The following is a 19,824-nucleotide window of genomic DNA, read 5'->3' as shown; positions in this document are numbered from 1 at the left end:
GAGCGCTGAGTCACTTACAGCTCGATCGAAGTTTCAGAGCTTTGCTTTGAAGTCGAGCTCTGAAACTTCGATCCAGCTGCTTCTGCGAACACTCCGCACGCAGCTTCGTGGGGCTCCCCCAATGCGGGACTCCCACCCGTACAGACTCCCCGCGCGGACCTCCGCAGCTATGCGTCGGCCATCTCGAGGGCGGCTTCGGGCTTCGTGGTCCTGGCTCGCACAATCGCGAGCAGTGACATCACGACTCCGATGATCGCCCAGGCCAGCAGGCCTCCGTAGGCGGCACCCACACCTGTCGTTCCGGCTGCGATCGCGGCAAAGCCGTTCATCGCCGGCGTCAACGGCAGTATCGGGGCGACTAAGTCGAAGAAGCCCGGCACCGCACCGATCGTGCGACCGGCCACGGCGAGGACCACGGCGATCACGGACAGGAACCTGCCCACACCGCCGAACCACGCCACCAGGGCGAAGTTGAGCACCATGAACACGAGCGCGGAGACGAACGTCAGGACCGCGATGTCGAAGCCCTTGAGCGCATCGATGTCCAGCACGCTCACCGCCAGAATCAACAGCACCACTGCCTGCAGCAGACCCACGATCACACCCGGCACCAAGCCGCGCAGCCACACAGCCACCGAGGACTTCGTCGACAGCAGGGTCGAGGCCGGGATCGGTTTGAGCACCGTGTAGGTGACGAGTCCGCCGACCCAGAGGGCGAGCATGATGAGCAGCGCGAGCGTCGACCCCTGCAGCACGTCCGTCCCCGCGTCGGAGGAGTCCGGCGCCTTGATGTTCTCCGCGGCGACGGTGGAGAGCTTGTCGCGTTCCGGAGCAGAGTAGGAGGGCACTTCGTCCGCCCCCTCCTTCACCCCGTCGGCGAACTTCCCGACACCCTCGGAGTACTTGTCCGTGCCTTCGGCCAGGGTGTCCAGCCCCGTGGCGAGGTCAGAGGTTCCCGTCGCTGCGGTCGAGACGCCGGTGGTGTACTTGTCGAGGCCGGTCGTGAACTCGCCGAGACCCTCGGAGAGCTGGTCGGCGCCTTTGTCGAGTTCGGTCGACCCGTCGGCGACCTGGGCGATGCCATCACTGAGTTCAGGCATCCCGTCGGCAAGCTTCTGGTTGCCCTCGGCGACACCGGAGGCGCCCTCGCGCAAGCCCTTCGAAGCCTCGAGCAGCTTCGGAGCGTTCTTCGAGATGTCTTCCATCCCCTCGGTGAGCTTGCCGAGGCCGTCCTCGAGACCCTTGACGAACTTGCTCATGCCATCGCTGAGTTCGCCGGCACCATCGGCCAGCTTGTCCGCACCGCCGAGCAGGGACTGTCCGTCCTGCTTCTGCTCCAGTCCGTCGACGGCACTGTTCAGCCCGCCCGAGGTGCCGTTGAGCAGCCCCTGGGCGTACGCCTTCTCGATGCCCGCGCAGGCCTCATCCGGTGTACCGGGAGGGCACATCTGAGCGCGTGCCTGGTCGGCTTCCTCCTGGGTCATCATGCCCGCCGACACCAGCGAATCGAGTCCGGTCACGGTTCCGCTCTTGGCGAGCTTATCGGCCTGGTCCGCGCCCTCCTGGAGACCGTCACGGTACTGCCCGAGGCCCGATGACAGGCCCTCGGCACCTTCGGAGACGCCCTTGGCCCCCTTGTCGAGGTCCTTGCCGCCCTTGACGAGGTCGTCGATGCCGCCGCCCTCACCGGAGCCGGAGCCGTCGCCGGAACCGGCGAAGCCCTTGATGATCGCATCGATGGACTTCGTGTATTCGTCGACTCCCCCGGAGAGCTCGTCGGCACCATCGGCAAGCTTCTGGGTGCTGTCGGGCAGGTCCGCGGTCTGCTTCTTCATCTCCTGCAGACCGCCCGAGAGCTCACCGGTGCCCTTCGACAGTTCACCGGCTCCCTTCGACAGTTCGCCGGCACCCTTGTTGAGTTCGGTTCCCGAGGAGTCGAGCTGTTTCATGCCATCGGAGAGTTCGCCTGCACCGCTCGCGGACTTCTTGGTGCCCTTGGACAGGTCCTTCGCACCGTCGTCGAGTTCACCGGCGGCGTCCCCGAGGTCCTTCATCTGGTCACTCATGTCGTTGAAACCGACATAGATGTTGTCGAGATAGTTCTCGGTCATCTTCGTGTTGAAGGTCGTGCGCGCCACTCCGGCCACCGACTGCGCGATCTGGGTGTCGGCGGCCGGAGCGACTCCGGAGACGTCGACGTCGAGCTGCGTCTGGGTGGCGGACTTGGCGTCGCTGACGGACGTCACGGCGCGGGAGAATCCCTCTGGGATCGTCAGGGTCGCAGCGTAGGACCCGTCGGACAAGCCCTTCTCGGCGTCCTCTTCGTCTGTGATGACCCAGTGGATGTTCTTGTCCTCTTCACCCACGAGCCCACTGGTGAGCTGCCGACCAATCGGCACGGTCTCACCATCGACCTCGGCGCCGTCGTCGTTGTTGACGATCGCGGCCTCGATCGTGTCGAGGCGGTCGGTGCTGTTGTACGTGGCCAAGATGAATCCGGCGGCCACGATGATCGGGATGAGCACCACACCGAGGAGGGACAGCCAGGTCACGGGCCGTTTCGAGTTCGCACGTTCGAGTCTCACGACTGCACGCCTTCCATTTCGCTGTGACCGGCCGCGTGGGCTTGCACGCCGCCGTCGCCATTGTCGGTTCCACGCTCGGACGCGGGCTTGGCCGCGTCGAGGTCGAGGTGGAAATAGTTCGTGTTCGGCGACAGCACCCCGGTGACATCGCCGTCGGGCAGACCCAGCACGATTGTCGCGCCCTCGGCCTGCAGATCATAGACGAGGTCGCGCAGGTCCCGGCCGTTGTCACCGGCCAATGCGTCGGCTTCGCCGATGATGAACAGATCCGGCGCCGAGGCGGCCAACCGTGAGAGCTCACGTGAGGTTGGCATCGTCCCCGGCCCCCGCTTATCCAGGTCGAAGTACGGAACCCGGCGACGGACCCTTCCCGCATGCTCGGGCAGGACCATGTCTCCGATCTTCATCTCCCCGGCGGTCAGACCGACACGACCGGACAGGGCGAGCAGGAGCGCCTTGCGGGCCTGGCCGCTGGCGACGAGGATCTGGCCCGGTGAGAGGGAGATGTCGACCTGGGCGAATCCACGTCGGCCCGAACTGACCGCGATGCCGCGGCCGTAGACCCGGTAGTTCGAGTTCGGCTCCGGCCAGTCCCGCAGGGCCACCTCGTGGGCCAATCCCTCGCCCTCGACATCGAGCCTGGGCAGGATGCGGTCGAGCCACTTCGGCAGCCACCAGGCCTTGTCGCCGAGCATCTGCATGATGGCGGGCACCAGGGACATGCGCACCAGGAAGGCGTCGACGAAGATGCCCGAAGCCAAGGCCAGAGCGATGGACTTGATGATCGGTTCGCCCGCGGGGACGAAGGCGGCGAAGACGGAGAACATGATGATCGCCGCGGCCGAGACCACCCGGGCAGAGGAGGCGAAGCCGGCCTTGATCGCGTCTCTGGCCGTCGCCCCGTGGACATAGGCCTCGCGCATGCCGGAGACGAGGAAGACCTCGTAGTCCATGGCCAGTCCGAACAGGATGCCCATGAGGATGATCGGCAGGAAGCTGATCACCGGTCCCGTCGAGTCGATGCCCATCGCTGATGCGAACAGGCCGTCGTGGAAGACGAGGACCACGGTGCCGAACGAGGCGAAGACCGACAGGAGGAACCCGCCGGTGGCCTTGATCGGCACCGCAACCGAGCGGAAGACCATCATCAGCAGGATGATCGAGAGTCCGATGACGAAGATGCCGAAGGGCACCAGCGCCTTGCCGAGCTGATCGGAGACGTCGATCTGGATCGCCGTGGCACCGGTGACCGCAGTCTCGAAACCATCCTCGTCCTCGATGTCCGCGCTCAGGTCCCGGAGCCGGTCGACGGTGTCGAGCGTCGCCGGGTCCTCGGAGCTGGTGGTGGGGATGATCTGGAACAGGGCCGTGGTCGCGTCCCGGTTCGGGGTGGCGAGGACGACCTGGTCGACGCCCTCGACATCTTCGATCTCACTCTCGATGCGCTCGACGTCGTCAAGGGGCTCATCGGAGGTCACGATCTCACTCGTCATGACCAGCGGCCCGTTGAAGCCGGGGCCGAAGTGCTTGTCGATGAGGTCGTAGGTGGTGCGGGCGGGGGTGCCCTCCTCTTGGCTGCCTGCGGTGGGCAGGGACAGTTGGAGGTTGGAGGCGGGGATCGCGAACAGGGCGAGTCCGCCGACGATGATGACGACCGTCAGCATCGGAATCTTCGTCACCACGTGCAGCCAACCGGCGAAGAACTTGTTCATGATCGTCTTCGGGTACGGCTCACCGGCTGCAGCCTGAGCCTCGGCGGCGATCGCTGGCTGGGAGGCAGAGTCGTCCGCCCTCTTCTGGGCGGCGGCGAAGGCCTTTCGGTAGCGCTTCGTGGGCTTGGGCGTGATCTTCTCCTTGACCAGCCCCAGCAGCGCCGGAATCATCGTCAGGGAGATCAGCACGGCGATGACGACCGAGCCGGAGGCACCGACGCCCATCACAGTGAGGAAGGGGATCCCGGCCAGCGACAGTCCGAGCAGCGCGATCATCACGGTCATGCCCGCGAAGACGACGGCCGAGCCGGCGGTGGCGACGGCCCGACCTGTGGCCTCGAGCGGGTCGTGGCCCTCGGCCAGGAGAGCCCGGGCTCGGGAGACGATGAACAGGGCATAGTCGATTCCGACCGCCAGGCCCAACATCAGCGCCAACATGATCGAGGAGGAGTTGACCGCGCCGAAGGCCGTGGATCCCACGACTAGGAGCACGGAGATGCCGACGCCGATGAGCGCCGTGATCAGGGGCATTCCGGCCGCGCGGAAGGACCCGAGGGTCAGGAGCAGGACGATGAAGGCGATGACGACGCCGATGCCTTCGACCCAGGAGATGGAGACACCGGTGATCTGAAAGAGCTGGCCTCCGCCTTCGACCTGGGCACCCTCGGGCAGCGCGTCGCGCAACGGGTCCAGTTCGTCCAGGAGCTGGTCCGGGGCGGCCTCGCCGACCTCCTGCTGGGTGCCGTCGTACTGGACGGTGATCATCGCGGCCGACTCGTCTTCGCTGATGGTGCCCTCGACCATGTCGTCGAACGGCGAGGTCACGGCGTCGACGTGCGGGAGGTCTTCGAGCCGCTCGACTTCCTTCTCGATCTCGTCCTTGTACGCGGAGTCCTCGACCGAGTCTCCGTCGTCGGCGACGACGATGACGTCGGCGGCGACACCTGAGGCTTCGGGGAAGGTCGACTCCATCGAGTCGAGTGCGACCTGCGCCTCGGAGCCGGGAAGAGTGAAATCATCGTCGAAGTCCTTCGCAAACGCCGCGACACCGGCACCGACGAGTCCGAAGATCACCAGCCACAGGGCGATGTAACGGAAAGGAGCACGGTAGGCACGACGACCCAGGGCGTACAGGAATGTTGACACGAAGACCTCGATACAAAAGTGTATTGGATACAGTACTGTATTGTTGTTGACGCATTGGCCTCAGCGCAAATGCATCAGGAGTTTCGTGAAGATTCTCATCGGATGCCCAGCCCCCAGCCGACAACGATGTGCCACCGCTACAACGACGAAATGTTCGATGAATACAGACAATCTCAGCGCCCGCAGACGGCAGACCCGATCCACATTGGTGGAGGCGGGCGTGTCCGTCTTCGCCGTCAAAGGCATCGATGGGGCCTCGATCGAGGAGATCTGCGAGGCCGCCGGGTTCACCCGGGGAGCCTTCTACTCGAATTTCTCCAGCCGCGACGACCTGGTCCTGGCCACGATCGAACAGCGCACCTCCCACGATCTCGACATGCTCGACGCCACCATCGAGCGCTGGCGTGATCGCCTCAACCGCAGCGGCCCTGAGAACATCGAGGACTTCCTCACCGAGTTCATCGATGACACATTCAGTCAGAAGAAGGTCACCGCCGCCGAGGTGATCGCCGAGCATGAGATCGAGCTGTACTGTCTGCGCACGCCTGATCTCTACCCCAGGTACGCGGAGCTGAACTCTTTCCAAGGACAGCGGATCCAATCGCTGATCGAAAACGCCATCGGCTTCGCGGAAGCCGCCTCGACGATTCCGCTCAAGGATCTCATCGAAGCACTCACCGCCGTTCATTCGCAGGCATCACTGCGCGCGGCTGCGGGGAAGAAGTTGGACGAGATCGTCGAGATCGACTCGACCCAGATGGTGCGCATCCTCAGCCGGCTGCTCGACTTCTCGCAGAAGCCCTAAACGCTCGGGCTCCTCTGCCTCCCGGACCTATCGTCAGCACCACGACCAGCCCCTCAGGCACTAAAGTAGTTGGCGTGAATGAACTACAGCGCGAATATTACGCCTTCATCAACAACATGGATGTCCGCCTCGGCGCGTTCGTCCTCGCCGACCTGCCGGAGACCTTCGACAACGAAGACGGGACCACGGCGAAGTTCCCCAAGGACTTCGGCCCCAAGTCCCTGCCGATGCTCGAGTTCTTCGTCCTCTCCCGCTTCTCCTCCCCCGACGAGGTGATCGATCCGGAGAACCGCAGGTTCGTCGAGGGCCTCATCCGCTACCTCGGCGAGACCTATCTCCGTGCGATCGGCGGAGCCTGGGACCACGACGAGGAAACCGGCAACGGAATGCCGTTCATCCGCCCGGACACCGAAGAGGGGCCGCTGAAGGGCGAACCCATCCCCATCCTGGCGATCATCCTCGCCGCGGTCGATGCCCGAACCGCCGAAGTGTTCACGGCAGTCCTCGACAAGGCCCGCGAGAACCTGGGCGGCGACGGCTCGCCCAAACGCAACTGCACCGGTCTGGCGATGGGAATGCTCACAGCCGAGAATTCCAGCGAGGACGAGGTCGAGTTCCTCTCCCGTTTCATCGGCACCGTGGAGCCGGGCATTGCCGCTTGGACACAGGAGCAGGCCGACCCGTCCTCGTGGGCGTACGAGCGTGAGAGCCTCGTCCGTCTGGGCAAGCAGATCAAGGTTCGCTACGACTCGCGTGATGAGATGATGAGCGAGGAGGAGACTCCGTTCGTCGCGGGCGCGATGCGGTTCATCGGTGAGACGATCCGCCGGATCGGATTCGGCCAGTGGCGCTACGGCGCGGATCTCGAAGCCGATGACCCTCGCAGCCGACAGCCCTTCATCCGGTTCATCATCGGCGACCAGAATCTCGACATGGTTCCCTGGCGCCTGACGCAGACGGCGCTCGAGGACACGGATTCGATTGCCGCTGGCCTCGACACGGTCATCTCGATGCGTGAGGAAGAGGCCGCGAACGAAGAGGCCTCCACCAAATCGGACAGTGCCGATGCTTCGGGCAGTGCCGACCAGAACTGACCGGTCTGCTCACTGAGCCTTCGATTCAGAGCTGATAGCGGCGGTTGCCGCGCATCCCGTCCGCTGGCGACCCCGGGGCCAGGTCGATCTGCCTGCGGGCCGGGTCGATCTGTACGGTGACCAAAGTCGCCGACCGGTTCCCATAGGCGGCACCAGGGTCCGGTGTGCAGGACACCGGAGCCTCCCCCTGCCCCGTGGTGAGAATGTCGACGAGCTCGGCCGTCGACTCGGGCCCGCCCGATGATCCGGCTCGGCTGGACGATCCGTCTGGACCGGCGTATTCCTCGAGTCGCCGTTCGAGGTGGGCCTGACGCGCCCTTGAGGTCGAGGTCGCGTTGAGCTCGAGGCTGCCCGGGACGAGGTCAGGGTGGAGGAAGTGGTTCGTGTGGAGCAGGAACCCTTCGCCGACACCTGAGGACGCGCTCGAGTCCTCGGCTCGACGTTCGCCCTTCTTCGCGTTGGCGATCTCGACCTGAACCACGTCGTCGGCGGTGACCACCGTGATGATCGACGAGGACGTGGTCGTGGCCGAGTGGATGATCTCGAGCGCCTCGTCCAGGGTCTCAGCCTTCGACAGCACCCGTTCGAGGATCATGTGGATGGGCACTCCCCCAGGCTCGTCGCCCTCGTGCTTGAGGATGTTGAGCAGCACGCCGACGCCTGCTTCGTTGAGCCCGATTTTGCCGAGCATCCCGTATTCGGCGATGCCCACGTGGCGCAGCTGGCCGGGCACGGAGCCGGTGTCGTTGATGTGCCAGAGTGTTGAGAAGTCGGCCGCCCAATCCCAGTTCTGGGCCGCGATCGACGCCCCCGGGCGGGTGAAGCTCACGGTCGAACATTCGGTCGCCGAGGCCGGTGCCAGGGTCATGATCTCCGTGCGGGCGATGACTTCCATGAGCTCGTCGATGGAGACTCCGGCGGCCCCGGCCACGGCGGCGACCTCCTCGGCGGCTTCCGGTGACCATTCCTGGAGTCGTGCGTGACTCGCGGCGGCGGCACCGCGCACGTCCTCCTCGGCGATGGACAGGAACTCGAAGTAGCGGCGGTAGCCGGCGATCGCGGAGTCGATCCCCGTACGCAGCTCGCGCCCCCGCTGGGCACCGCGTTGGAGGTGGTCAGCGGCATGTGAGGTGAAGACCTCCGGCCTGACCTCGGCGGCAGGAACGTAGTCGGTGCTCACGGGCGACTCCTCTTCTCTCGTGGACCTGATTATCTCATCCCTGTGGGACGAGCGACCCCACTCCCAGGTCGATGTCCAGGTAGTGCATGTGCGCGGCGGTCTCGGCCAGGGCGGCGAACAGGTTGAAGTTGTGCAGCGAATCGAATCCGCGCGACCAGTGCAGCCCCTGCGCGATCGAGTAGACGCTGTGGTCGTCGGTGGCGTCCATGCGCTCGGTGATCTCGTTGAGGCGCTGGCGATGATGCTCGATGAGTTCGCGCTTGCGGTCGTGGAGTCCGTGGAAGCGGAACCCATGCGCCGGGAGGACGGCCACATCGGCGTCCAGGTTTCCGATCTTGTCGAGGGAACCGAGATAGTCGCCGAGGCTGTGCGTGATCGCGCCGCTGTCGAGCCCGATGTTCGGGGTGATCGTGGGCAGCACGTGGTCGCCGGAGAACAGCAGCTGGTCCTCGTCGCGGACGAAGACCGAATGCCCGTAGGTGTGGCCCGGGGTCCACAGCGCCTGCAGCGCGCCGGACTCCATGGGCAGCTGCGATTCATCGTCGAGGATGGTGATGGTGTCGGGCATGCTGCTCATCAACAGTGCGAATTCGTTCTTGGAACCGGCACCTGGCTTGGCACCGGCATCGCCCCGGGTGTTCTTGCTGCTGTTCTTGGCACTGACCTGGAGGGCCTCGACTTCGGCCCAGCGGTCTTCGGGCACTCCATAGGCGCGAGCGATGTTGATGCTCGGATCGACCCCGGTGCCCAGGTCCACGCTCTGCGAGAAGAACTGTTTGATCGAGCGCAGATCTTCGCCGTGCATGGCCACCCACATATCGGGGTTCTTGTGCAGCAGGGCCGGAACCAGTCCGATGTGGTCGCGGTGGTAGTGGGTGATGGCGATTCCGTGCACGTTCGCCACCGTGAATCCCAGGGACTCCAGCGCCGAGGTGAGCGCCAGGTATTGGTCCTTGCCGTCCCAACCGGGATCGATGAGGATCAGGCCCGAGCCGTCGGCGATTCCGTAGCAGTAGGTGTAGACGAGAGGGTTGTTCGGGATCGGGACCGGGATCGCCCACACGCCTTCGGCGACCTTCTCCACTGCGGGCAGGACCCGATCCTTCCAGGCCGCCGACTGTGCTGAGCTGAGTGTTTCGATCGCCATTGCTGAGATTGCCTCTCTTCGTCGAGCATCACGGTGGGGCCCGCCTGGGGCCGAACCATCGAGGCCCCCGCAAGGAGGGCCCACTTTGCCATTGCTGCTCAACTTACTCTCTTTTCGCGGTTACTGAAACGTCGTTCGATAGGCGGTATGGAGCCGACACCACCAGGGAGGACAGTCCGAGCGGGAGGGTGGGGCAACCTCGGCGGGTGTGGACAATCAGCATTCACTTCTACTGGATTCGTTGCGAATGACGCGCGTCAGGTGACGTTATCGTTTCATTTCGTGGGAATGGTTTCGTTTTCGGTTGCAGAAGCGATAGCATCTATGGCGCAGATCACTTCTGCACCTGTGCGGAAGCACGGTCGGGTGCAATCGCCACGACATCCGGCAAGACTCATTGGGGAGGATTGATATGGCTGCGTCAGGCTCACTGAAACGCAACCTCGGGCTGTGGTCCATCGTCGGGCTCGGTCTCGGTTACATGACGCCGACGGTGGTCTTCGATACGTTCGGGATCGTGTCGGATGAAACCAACGGGGCGGTGCCGTCCGCCTATCTCATCGCACTGATCGTCATGGTGTTCACGGCATTCAGCTACGGAAAGATGGTCAAGGTCTTCCCCACCGCGGGTTCGGCCTATACCTACACCCGCGAAACCATGAGTCCGGGCGTCGGCTTCCTCGTCGGCTGGACCTCACTCATGGACTACCTGCTGCTGCCGATGGTCAATTGCCTCATCGCTCGGCTGTATATGGAGTCCCTCGTCCCCGATGCCCCGGCCTGGATATGGGTGATCCTCTACACCGTGATCATGACCGCCATCGTTACTGTCTCCATGCGTGGAACAGCCAACCTCAATGGTGTTCTTCTGGTCTTCGCCGTCACTATGGTGACGCTCTTCTGCATCGTCGCCATCGTCAATCTGACCAATGGTGAGGGCTCAGGCGTCGTCTTCAGCCCCGAGCCCTTCATGCACGAGGGCGTGCATATGTCCGCACTGCTGACCGGCGCCACAGTGGTCTGCTTCTCCTTCATCGGCTTCGACGCCGTGACGATGTACACCAGCGAAGCCAAACATGTGAACATCATGCCCAAGGCGATTCTGCTGACAGTCCTCGCCGGTGGCACCATCTTCCTCGTCGCCAGCTACTTCGCTCAGCAGCTCTTCCCCGACAATTCGCAGTTCAATGTCGTCGACGATCCTCTGCCGGAGATCGGACTCCTCACCGGCGGCCCCGTCTTCATGGGCTTCTTCCTCGCTGCCGCCTTCGCCGCCACGGTCGCCTCGGGACTGGCGTCCCACGCGTCGGTGTCCCGCATGATGCTGGTGATGGGCCGCAACGGCGTGCTGCCGCGCAAGGCCTTCGGCTACATCCATCCGAAGACGCACACTCCGATGTTCAACATCATCCTGGTCGGCGCGGTGTGCCTGTTCGCGATGTCCTTCAGCCTCGAGTTCATCTCTGCGCTGATCAACTTCGGCGCGCTCATCGCGTTCACCTTCGTCAACCTCACGGTCATCGCTCACTTCGCGTTCCGGACCAAGCAGGTCGTCGACTTCAAGTCCGCGTTCAAATACGTGGTGATGCCGGCAATCGGCGCGATCCTCACCGGCGTCCTGTGGGTGAGCCTGCACGAGACCGCCCTCATCGGCGGCGCCATCTGGTTGGCCATCGGCGTCATCTACCTGGCTGTGCTGACCCGCGGCTTCAAGCGGACGGTCCGCAGCTTCGATGACCCCGAGGCCGATGCAGAGATGTCCGAACCGGAGGCGGCTCAGGAGTAGGCAGGAGTAGGGCTGACTCAGACGCGCTGGGGCGGGACTGACTGCCCTCAGACTCAAATTTTCAGGTGACAAAAGGTCGAATTCATCAACGGAATTCAACGTTTTGTGGCCGGAGAATTCCGAACACGTGCAGGGATGCGAAAGTCCCCGTTCGCCTTCGTTTACACGATGCGAACGGGGACTTTCATTTGGCGGAAGCGGTGGGATTCGAACCCACGGAGCGGGGTTGCCGCTCAATGGTTTTCAAGACCATCTCCTTCGGCCGCTCGGACACGCTTCCAATGGTTCGCAATGAACCACGGCCTACTCAGCACGAGGCTGAGCCACAATAGTTTCTCATAGACCGATTGTCTTCTGCTAATCGATTCGCAATGACACCGGCATCAGTGCTTACTCGACTCGGTGCCCTTCTCGGAACCGCCAGTCTGTGACTTGTCGGAACCGATCGTCTCCCGTGTCTCGGCATCGACAGGCGTCGACTTCGCGCGCTTCCCCTTAGGCGCGGCGTGCTTCTCCTTGTGCGCGGCGGGGCTCTCCTGTTGCGCGGCGGACTTCGCCTCGTGCACGTTGTGCCGCCCGGTCGAGTCAGAATCCTCTGTGGCGGCACCGCGGGCGGCGAACGTCGCGGGTACGGGTGAGACGACGAACTCGTCCTCCTCGTCCTCGAATTCCTCATTGACCGTCTCCGACTGCTCGGCAGGGCTTGGGCGCCGAATCTTGCTCTGCCGGGCAGCGCCGTTCGACGCGGTGGCCGATCGCGGCTGAGGTTCAGCCGATTTCTCGTCGTCTGCAGGGTTTGAGCCGCCCGCAGTGTCTGAGTCGTTCTCAGCGTCTGAGCCGTTATCAGCGTCTGAGCCGTTATCAGCGTCGCCGACAGTTTCAGCGCCACCGTTGCCCTCAGCGTCCGAGGCACCCAGTGCATCGTCAGCTTCGACCACAAGGCCAGGCTTGTCTGACCCCTCTGAGCCGGCTTCGGAAGCCGCAGAGTCTGAGTCAGCAGTGGCAGGATCGGCATCTGCGCCTGGGCCGGCAGCGACACGAGCGGCAGAGCCCGCAGAGTCTGAGCCCGCTGCGGCAGGAGCGGCATCCGCAGACGGCGCGGCATCCGCAGCAGTCGCGGGCGCACTTGTCTCCGCCTCGGCGGGCGAGTCACCGGACCGGGCGGGCTTGCCCTTGAGTACCAGAGTCAGAGTTGCCAGGGGCACCGAGAGCCAGTTGGGGCGGTTGCGCAGCTCGGTGACGACCTCGACGAGCAGCCTGTCGACGAGTGCCGCGCGCAGGACGGGATCGCCGAGGCCCAGGCTCTCACCACGGGCACGGGAGTATCCGCTGAGCAACGAGTTCTGCACCTGTGATGCCCAGAGGAATTCCGGTGAATCGTAGATGCCCCGCAGAGCAGATGGGTCATTGCCGAAGCCGTTGACGACGAGTCCGCCGTCCTCGGATTCGAGTTCGCCAGTCCGCTGCAGCCGGGCGAATCCGGCCGCGTAGTCGACGCTGCGCAGCAGTGCCACGAGGTCCAGTGCCACCGGCTTGGGATCCGAGTTCGTCGAATCCGTGAACTTCACGACCGAGTATCCGTCGGTCGTTGAGCTCACCACATGATCAAGCGTCAGCTCACCATGGATCTTCTGCAACACACCGATCGACTCCAGCGACTGCAGCTTCGCACGGTGGGCACGCAGCTCAGGCACCAGGGAATCCAAAGCCAGAGGTGCACGGCCCAGCGCCCAGTCGATGCGATCGATCCACTTCTTGGCCAGGAGCCTCGACGGCTCTCCTCGACCTTCGACGATGCCGAATTCGGCAGCCATGTCGGAATGGAGCTCACCGATGCGTCGGCCCATCTCTGCGGCCTGAGCGTTATAGGCACCGATCGATCCCGAATCGACGGCGCACACGATGTCCACGGCCTCGCGCCAGGCGGGTTCGGCATCGACGTCCACATGGGTCAGCAGAGCCATCGGAGCTTCCATCTCGGTGACCTCGAACATGTCGTACCACCGGCCCGAGCCCCAGCCGACGACCTCGGGCACACTGCGGGAGCCCGCCTCGGTGAGTAAGACCGGGATCGTCAGCGATGACGGCATCTCGTTCTCCAGCACCCGGAAGAAGCTGAGTTCCATCGGCTCGTACTCGTCGTGGATGATGACCGTCGATTTGTGGGCACCGGCATCAGTGACCTCGATCGGGCGGATGTCGATGGGGAGCTCTTCACGGGAATCCGTGACCAACGCAGCCTTCGACGGCTTCGGTGGGACCACCTCGGCGGGGGTGTCTGCGGAGCGGGCTGGAGCCTGTCGAACCGGGAACGGCTGGCTGGACTGCTTGTCTCGAACGGCGGCCTTCTCCCGGCCGTGGCGCAGTGATTCGGTGCTCAGCTGGCCGCCGTCGAAGACCTTGCGCTTCGTGATCGCATCGGCCATGAGATTGACGAACACGGGATCGGCCGCGCCGTCGTAGACGTAGACGTGCCCCAGGGCCAGGTCATCGACTTGGCCGATCAGCGACTTGCGCAGGTGCATGTCTTCGACTCCGCGCAGTGAGAGCGGAATGTTGAGCCGGCGCAGGGTCGGTCCGTCGCCGACGGAGATCACGGCCACGAGCCCGGCGAATCCACCGAGTTCCTCGGCCCTGTATGTGAAGGCGCGGGCCACCGACATGGGGGTGATATCGGGGTCGGTTCCGAAATCTGCGGCGAGCTTGGGGAACCACGACTGTCGAGGTATCCAGCCGGCTAACAGTTGTTCCAGCTCACTGCTGATGGCCATGTCGCCTCCTTGAAGGAATTACGGGCACCATCCATCCAACCATGATAGGGGCCCGCCGCTGGGCATGGCGCACCAGAAATCATCAACTCGGTCCCAGAATCGACACCCGCGGAGTGTCATCCCACCTCCGGCAAGGTTCCCTGAAGCGTCCTGATCCTGAGGCATCCTGATATGGCCTGAAGCGACCTGAGCTGTCCTTATTCCGGAACGAGTTGCACAAGGGCGAGACAGAAGGAGCACAATGGAGTCGTGTTGAAAAAAGACGTATCACCCCAGCAGCAAACACTCGCGCACGAGGTCGAAGCGGCCTCGACGCGAATTGCCGACTCCGTGATCATGTCCCCCCTGCACATTTCGGAGCGGCTGTCCGCCGCCACCGACTCCACCGTCTACCTCAAACGCGAGGACCTGCAGATGGTGCGGTCGTACAAGATCCGCGGCGCCTTCAACTTCATGCTCCAGCTCGACGAGACCGAGCGTGCCCGCGGAGTCGTCTGCGCCTCGGCAGGCAACCACGCCCAGGGCTTCGCCCGCGCGTGCAAGGAGCTCGGCATCCAGGGCACCATCTTCGTGCCCAAGACCACGCCGAGGCAGAAGATCGAACGCGTCCGCCATTTCGGCGGCGACCGCGTGACCATCGAGATCTCCGGCTCCACCTATGACGACGCCTCCGCGCTGGCCCATCGGTTCGCCGACCGCAATGATGCTCTTCTCGTCTCGGCCTTCGACGACCTACTCACCATCGCCGGCCAGGGCACGGTTGCCGTGGAGATCGCGGCACAGCTCGAGGCCGACCCCGACTACATCATCGTGCCAGTCGGCGGCGGTGGCGTGGTCTCCGGCATTGCCGCCTATGCGGCCGAGCACATGCCGAACACCGCCATCATCGGCGCAGAACCGGCAGGCGCCGCCTCGATGATCGCGGCCCTCAAAGCCGGACGGCCGGTGACCTTGGAGAACATCGATCCCTTCGCCGACGGCACCGCGGTCAAACGCGCCGGCGCACTGACCTACGACATCGTCTCCGACCTCGACGTCGATGTCCGCCCCGTAGCCGAGGGCGCCGTGGCCACGGAGATGCTCTCCATGTATCAGGTCGACGGCATCATCGCCGAACCCTCCGGCGCCATCGCCTCGGCGGCCATCGGGGCACCGGGAACCGGCAAACCGATCACCATCGAGCCGGGATCGACCGTCGTGTGCCTGGTCTCCGGCGGCAACAACGACATCTCCCGCTACCCGGAGATCCTCGAGCGCTCACTCGTCCACGAGGGCCTCAAGCACTACTTCATCGTCGACTTCCCGCAGGAGCCCGGCGCGCTGAGACGCTTCCTCAATGAGGTACTCGGCCCTGAGGACGACATTGCGATGTTCGAGTACATCAAACGCTCCGACCGTGAGACCGGCCCCGCCTTCGTCGGCATCGAACTCGGCAATGCCGAAGACCTGCCGAACCTGCTCGAACGTATGGACGCCTCACAGATCGAGATCGAGCGCGTGCACCAGAACTCTCCCATGTTCCGTCTCTTCGCCTGAGGCCAATCGCCTGAGGTCTGTCGCCACGACTGTGGGCCTGGGACCAGCTGCCGAGACTGCCCGGGGCGGCCGCCCAGATCGGCGCCGAACCACTAGAGTGGAATCATGCGAGCAATCACGATTTCTGAACCAGGCGGCCCCGACGTTCTCCAAGTCATCGAGGAGCCGACCCCGGACATCGCACCCGACGAGGTTCTGGTCACCGTTCACGCTGCGGGTGTCAATCGCGCCGATCTGCTGCAGCGCCAGGGCTTCTACGACCCACCGGCCGGCGCTACACTGATCCCCGGCCTCGAAGTCTCCGGAACGATCGCCGAACTCGGCTCCGAGGTCACCGGTTGGAAAGTCGGCGACCGCGTCGCGGCTCTGCTCTCCGGCGGCGGTTACGCCGAATCGGTGCCCGTCCCCGCAGGTCAGCTCCTTCCCGTTCCGGACAGCCTCGATCTCACCGAAGCCGCGGGCCTTCCCGAGGTCCTGTCAACGGTGCATTCCAACATCGTCGGCAACGCCAACATCCAGACCGGGGAATGGCTGCTCGTCCACGGCGGGGGATCGGGAATCGGCACTGCCGCGATCCAGGTCGCCAAGCACCTCGGCGTCAAGATCGTCGTCACCGTCGGATCCAAGCGCAAGGCCGAGTTCTGCCGCAGCCTCGGCGCCGATGCCGTCATCAACTATCGCGATGAGGACTTCGTCGAACGCGTCCACGAGATCTGCGTGCGCCCCGACGGCTCCACCGGCGCCGACGTCATCCTCGACATCATCGGCGCGAAGTACCTGAAGTCCAACGTCAAGGCGCTGGGCACCGATGGACGCCTCGTCATCATCGGCATGCAGGGCGGAGCGAAGGCCGAGCTCAGCATCGCCACCCTCATGCAGCCGCGCAAGTCAGTTGCGGGAACGACGCTCCGGGCACGGCCCAAGGAGCAGAAGATCGCCATCGTCACCGAGGTGGCCGCACAGTTGTGGCCGGCCGTGATCTCCGGTGGCATCCGCCCGATCGTCCATGAGGCGCTGCCGTTGTCCGAGGCCTCCAAGGCGCACACCGCTTTGGAAGAGGGCGCAAACATTGGGAAGGTGCTGCTCATAGTCGACGAGTCGGCACAGGCTACGAAGTCAGCACAGAGCGTCTGAGGTTCGATGCGGCTGGGGCCCAGCGCGTCTGAGCCGCAGCGCAGGAAAAGCACGGGAAGAAGGTAACCGATCATGATCAGCAATCCCGATCAGTCCGAGAGCTCGGCTGGTCAGGACGGGAATTCCTCCGATCAGTCGACGAGTCCCGCCAGGAACTCCATCACGGAGCCCTCGTCTCAGGTCGATGTGTCCTCCCCCGCCAAGGTGATGCGAATCGGGACCATGGTCAAGCAACTCCTCGAAGAGGTCCGCAGCACCGATTTGGATGAGAAGGGCCGCGAACGTCTGGCGAAGATTCACCGCCGTTCGATCGACGAACTCGAGGACGGTCTGTCCAAGGACCTCATCGACGAACTCGAGCGCCTCGATCTGCCCTTCAACACGAGCGACGGTCCCCCGACCAACTCCGAGCTGCGCATCGCTCAGGCGCAGCTGGTCGGCTGGCTGGAGGGACTCTTCCACGGCATCCAGACCGCGATCATGGCGCAACAGGCGATGGCGAAACAAGAACTCGCCGACCACGGACAGCTGCCACCGGGCATGGTGGCACCCGGCGCTGCTCCGGGTGCAACGACGGGTGGGCAGAGCCAGGACGATGCCGATGACCGCGGCACAGGCAACTACCTGTGAAGAACATCTTCTCCGGGCTGAAGAAGCCGGGCGGCCCCTCGCGCCGAGGCCCTGATCAGCAGTTCGGCACGGGGCTCTGGCGCCATAACCGCGACAGGTTCATCCGCGCCGTCGACCGCTACTACACCACCTCGGTGGCCATCCATGAGCTGCCCGCCGGTGTGCAGAGCTCTGCTGACGATCAGGCGTCTGCCGACGCAAACCAGGACAGCTCAACAACGAACGCGAACACGATCGTCGACGGGACTCAGCGCCTCAATGATCTGGTGCCGGTCGTCGATGAGATCACCGCCTGGCTGCACACCCACCACCCCGTCTCCGGGCAGGTCGTCCCCGGCCACACCCGCAAGGCTGTCGGTGACACCCCTGAACTGCTGACCAAGGCCTCATCGAAGGTCGCCGAGGCGGTGCTGGCGGCATCGATGGCGCGCACAGAGCTCATCGCCGGCAGACCGATCGGTCCCAGCGCCCTGGCGACGCAGCGGTTCATCACCGATGCCGCCGAACTGCTCCGGCGTGCACAGGACAATCTCTCATGACATCGCCGGAGGACTTCGACTTAGGTCTCGTCGCCAGCGATATCGACGGCACGCTTCTGCTGGATTGGAAGCCCATCTCCACGGCCACCATCGACGCGATCCACCGCTGCCAGAACATGGACATCCCCTTCGTCCTCGTCACCGGCAGGCCGATCAGGTGGCTGGAGGCGATCGCCGCTCAGATCCCCGACCTGGGCCGCGTCATCTGCCTCAACGGAGCAGTCGTCTATGACATCGCCTCGGCGACCGTGGTCTCGGCGCACACCATCGAGTTCGCCGAGGTCGAGAAGATCATCGCCACGATTACGGCCTCCCACCCGGAGGCGCATTTCGCGTTCGAGACCCTCACCGGCGGTCTCGTCGACAAGAACTTCATCTCGCGCAATCCCCGGCACGCCAACGTGATGGACGACCTGTCGGAGCTGGCCACGCGTGATGTCGTGAAGATCCTCGTCAGCATCGGCTCCGACGATTCCGAGGCACTCCACGATCTGCTCGACCCCCTCGTCGCAGCGGACTGCCATGCGTCGTTCTCCGACCCGGTCAACGGCCTCGTCGAACTGGCTCCGGCCGGTGTCACGAAGGCGAAGACTCTGGAGGAACTGTGCGACCACCTCGGCGTGGCCCGCGAACAGGTGATGGCGTTCGGGGACATGCCCAATGACATCGAGATGCTGACCTGGGCCGGGCATGGAGTCGCCATGGGCAACGCACTGGACTCGGTCAAGGAGATCGCGGCCGCCGTCACCACCGCGGTCGACGAAGACGGCGTAGCACGGTATCTGGGTGCGGCCCTCGACGCCCATCCTGCCTCTGGCCCCGCCTAAAAATACCCGACGTCACTAATAGCGCACGGCGCCGGGCGCAATTAGTGACGTCGGGGAGATTTAGTGGATGAGTTCGCCTCAGCCGTGGGTGTCGCGGGAACCGCTGAGTGCGAGCACGGCAGGGTCGAGGTCGAAGTAGTCGACGAGGGCAACGGCCAGACCGTCGTCGTCGACCGACTTCGTCACGACCGAAGCGTGCTGCTTGAGCACGTCCTTCGACTGGCCCATGACGATCGCGTGGTGGACCCATTCGATCATTTCGATGTCGTTGAGTCCGTCACCGGCGCCGATGCTCAGCTCGTGGTCGATTCCGAGTTCGGATTCGACGAGTTCGAGGCCGCTGGCCTTCGAGATCCCGTCGGGTGCGATGTCGAGCCAGTTGCTCCAGCCCACCGAATAGCTGACTTCGTGGAGACCGAGGCGTTCGACGGCCTCGGCGAACTCCTCCGCGGTGCCGTTGACCTCGCGCATCACGATACGGGTGGCGCGCTTCTCGAGGAGCTGCTCGAAGTCGACGATGTCGAGCGTGTCCGACTCTGCGAGCTCGCCCGCGGGGAACGGCCCCGAGGCCCAGCGATGCAGGTCGGGGTCCTCGACGAGGAACAATGCGTTCGGCAGTGCTTCGTGCATCTTCTCCAGGGCGTCCCTGGGATCGAAGGACACGACATGGTGCATTTCCCAGCCCAATGGCAGAGCCGGGTCGAGCTTGACGACGACGGATCCGTTCGAGCAGACGACGAACCCTTCCTTGAGTTCGAGTGCGTGCACGACCTCTAGCGCTCCGGGCAGTGCCCGCCCGGTGGAGATGACCAGGTGATGGCCCGCCTCTGCGAGTTGGGTCAGGACCTGACGGACAGGGGCGGACAGTGAACCGTCGTAGTTGACGATGGTGCCGTCGATGTCGAGCGCAATGAGGTGTTTGGGCAATTTCT

The 19,824-nt window shown here is 64.2% G+C and carries 14 protein-coding genes and 1 tRNA gene; 8 read left to right on the top strand and 7 right to left on the bottom strand.

Annotated features, from left to right (window positions below; genetic code table 11):
• Positions 1-167: 167 nt before the first annotated feature.
• The gene (locus tag BLT92_RS12190) at positions 168-2,585 is read right to left on the bottom strand and encodes a YhgE/Pip family protein (protein ID WP_092105954.1); all 2,418 of its coding nucleotides are present in this window, start codon (positions 2,583-2,585) and stop codon (positions 168-170) included.
• On the bottom strand, positions 2,582-5,443 hold the full coding sequence (locus BLT92_RS12185; RefSeq protein WP_092105953.1) for an MMPL family transporter: 2,862 nt from the start codon (positions 5,441-5,443) through the stop codon (positions 2,582-2,584). The genes BLT92_RS12190 and BLT92_RS12185 overlap by 4 nt, the downstream gene beginning before the upstream one ends.
• 157 nt (positions 5,444-5,600) lie before the next feature.
• Between BLT92_RS12185 and BLT92_RS12180 the strand changes: the two genes are divergently transcribed.
• Entirely contained in the window at positions 5,601-6,248 is a 648-nt protein-coding gene (locus BLT92_RS12180) for a TetR/AcrR family transcriptional regulator (protein WP_092105952.1), read from the top strand.
• Between the two features lie 74 nt (positions 6,249-6,322).
• Positions 6,323-7,342, top strand: coding sequence for a hypothetical protein (locus tag BLT92_RS12175; RefSeq protein WP_092105951.1), 1,020 nt, complete (start codon positions 6,323-6,325; stop codon positions 7,340-7,342).
• A gap of 25 nt (positions 7,343-7,367) precedes the next feature.
• On the opposite strand, the gene BLT92_RS12170 is transcribed toward BLT92_RS12175, so the two are convergent.
• Both BLT92_RS12170 and BLT92_RS12165 read right to left on the bottom strand, forming a co-directional pair.
• The gene (locus tag BLT92_RS12170) at positions 7,368-8,522 is read right to left on the bottom strand and encodes a C45 family autoproteolytic acyltransferase/hydrolase (RefSeq protein ID WP_092105950.1); all 1,155 of its coding nucleotides are present in this window, start codon (positions 8,520-8,522) and stop codon (positions 7,368-7,370) included.
• A gap of 34 nt (positions 8,523-8,556) precedes the next feature.
• Positions 8,557-9,669: an MBL fold metallo-hydrolase gene (locus BLT92_RS12165; RefSeq protein WP_092105949.1), complete on the bottom strand. Its 1,113-nt coding sequence runs from the start codon at positions 9,667-9,669 to the stop codon at positions 8,557-8,559.
• 412 nt (positions 9,670-10,081) lie between these two features.
• Here BLT92_RS12165 and BLT92_RS12160 point away from each other — a divergent pair, with 412 nt between their 5' ends.
• On the top strand, positions 10,082-11,455 hold the full coding sequence (locus tag BLT92_RS12160) for an APC family permease (RefSeq protein WP_092105948.1): 1,374 nt from the start codon (positions 10,082-10,084) through the stop codon (positions 11,453-11,455).
• 189 nt (positions 11,456-11,644) lie between these two features.
• Here the strand turns inward: BLT92_RS12160 and BLT92_RS12155 are convergent.
• Positions 11,645-11,735 (bottom strand) — tRNA-Ser (locus tag BLT92_RS12155).
• A 103-nt stretch (positions 11,736-11,838) separates the two neighbouring features.
• The gene (locus BLT92_RS12150) at positions 11,839-14,226 is read right to left on the bottom strand and encodes a maltokinase N-terminal cap-like domain-containing protein (RefSeq protein ID WP_092105947.1); all 2,388 of its coding nucleotides are present in this window, start codon (positions 14,224-14,226) and stop codon (positions 11,839-11,841) included.
• A gap of 249 nt (positions 14,227-14,475) precedes the next feature.
• Here BLT92_RS12150 and ilvA point away from each other — a divergent pair, with 249 nt between their 5' ends.
• From ilvA to BLT92_RS12125, 5 genes are all read left to right on the top strand, one after another.
• Complete coding sequence (ilvA, locus tag BLT92_RS12145; RefSeq protein WP_092105946.1) at positions 14,476-15,762, top strand: threonine ammonia-lyase IlvA; 1,287 nt, start codon at positions 14,476-14,478, stop codon at positions 15,760-15,762.
• A 105-nt stretch (positions 15,763-15,867) separates the two neighbouring features.
• On the top strand, positions 15,868-16,896 hold the full coding sequence (locus BLT92_RS12140) for an NAD(P)H-quinone oxidoreductase (RefSeq protein WP_092105945.1): 1,029 nt from the start codon (positions 15,868-15,870) through the stop codon (positions 16,894-16,896).
• A 72-nt stretch (positions 16,897-16,968) separates the two neighbouring features.
• On the top strand, positions 16,969-17,526 hold the full coding sequence (locus BLT92_RS12135) for a bacterial proteasome activator family protein (RefSeq protein WP_092105944.1): 558 nt from the start codon (positions 16,969-16,971) through the stop codon (positions 17,524-17,526).
• Positions 17,523-18,065, top strand: coding sequence for a hypothetical protein (locus BLT92_RS12130; protein WP_092105943.1), 543 nt, complete (start codon positions 17,523-17,525; stop codon positions 18,063-18,065). The genes BLT92_RS12135 and BLT92_RS12130 overlap by 4 nt, the downstream gene beginning before the upstream one ends.
• Entirely contained in the window at positions 18,062-18,892 is an 831-nt protein-coding gene (locus BLT92_RS12125) for an HAD family hydrolase (protein ID WP_092105942.1), read from the top strand. The genes BLT92_RS12130 and BLT92_RS12125 overlap by 4 nt, the downstream gene beginning before the upstream one ends.
• Positions 18,893-18,970: 78 nt before the next feature.
• Here the strand turns inward: BLT92_RS12125 and BLT92_RS12120 are convergent, their stop codons facing one another.
• On the bottom strand, positions 18,971-19,819 hold the full coding sequence (locus tag BLT92_RS12120) for an HAD family hydrolase (RefSeq protein WP_092105941.1): 849 nt from the start codon (positions 19,817-19,819) through the stop codon (positions 18,971-18,973).
• Positions 19,820-19,824 lie beyond the last annotated feature (5 nt).

This window comes from Brevibacterium picturae (assembly GCF_900105045.1).
Classification (GTDB): Bacteria; Actinomycetota; Actinomycetes; order Actinomycetales; family Brevibacteriaceae; genus Brevibacterium; species Brevibacterium picturae.
Note: the sequence above shows the minus strand (reverse complement) of the source record. Positions and strands in the feature narration are given on the sequence as shown.